Genomic DNA, 953 nt, shown 5'->3' with positions numbered 1-953 from the left:
GCCTTCACCTCAAAACAGATCCTGGTTCAGTCCGGTGTTGCCATGCTCGCACAGGCAAACCAGATGCCGCAGAACCTGCTGCGTCTGCTGCAGTAATCTGCAAAGCAAAACACGTCTTTACAAAAGGGGCGGCCTTCGGGCCGCCCCTTCTCTATTTGTTTTGACTAATCGCCATACAGCTGTCATGCGATCGCTTCGATTCGGGCTTTCTCGTCGGAAACTCACTCTACGAAGAACGCACCACCACAATCATCTCTACCTAACCCCTTGTTTTTTCGATGATTCAGAATTTTCTTTCTGTTCAGGTGATTTTTTTCTGGACTTCCAACCTAACAAAGTGCAATTAGAAATCTCGTGGACCTCTTATAGGCTGTTCAAGAAGAACTCCTGAGGAACATTCCACGCACATACAGACGTGGTGTCTGGTGTTCATTCCAAGTAGGAAGATGAAAAATGGCTCTCAATATTATTTCCAACTATGCCGCTAACGTGGCACACCGTAACCTGACCGCATCTGACGAAATGGCGACCCGTTCGCTGTCCAAACTTTCGTCTGGTACCCGTGTTGTTTCCGCGCGTGATGATGCCGCTTCCATGGCCATCGGCGCGCGTTTGAATGCAACCACTCAGGCTCTCAAAACCGCAACTGTCAACGTTGGACAGGCCAACTCGATGCTCCAGATCGCCGATGGCGGTATGGCAACCATTGATGACATCCTCGTTCGCATGAAGACACTTGCTGTTCAAGCATCGTCTGGCAACCTGTCCGACACCGAACGCGGCTTCCTCAATGACGAGTTCACTGAACTGCGTGACGAGATTGATCGTATTGCGTCTTCCACCAACTTCAACGGCATTCAGCTGTTGGGTGACGGCGGCGACGTTGCGATTAACTTTGGCGATCTCGCGACCGGCGGAAGCGGCGCGGCCCTGACCCCGGTCAACGGCTTCGA

1 protein-coding gene and 1 pseudogene are annotated in these 953 nt (G+C 51.8%); both read left to right on the top strand.

The features are described from left to right. The coding region (locus FHI25_RS20780) for a flagellin (protein WP_282597590.1) at window positions 1–96 on the top strand (96 nt) is incomplete at its 5' end. A gap of 357 nt (window positions 97–453) precedes the next feature. Then, a pseudogene (locus FHI25_RS20465) lies at window positions 454–953 on the top strand (flagellin); the annotation flags it as partial.

Origin of the sequence: Thalassospira sp. ER-Se-21-Dark, from assembly GCF_017922435.1 — a bacterium.
Classification (GTDB): domain Bacteria; phylum Pseudomonadota; class Alphaproteobacteria; order Rhodospirillales; family Thalassospiraceae; genus Thalassospira.
Note: the sequence above shows the minus strand (reverse complement) of the source record. Positions and strands in the feature narration are given on the sequence as shown.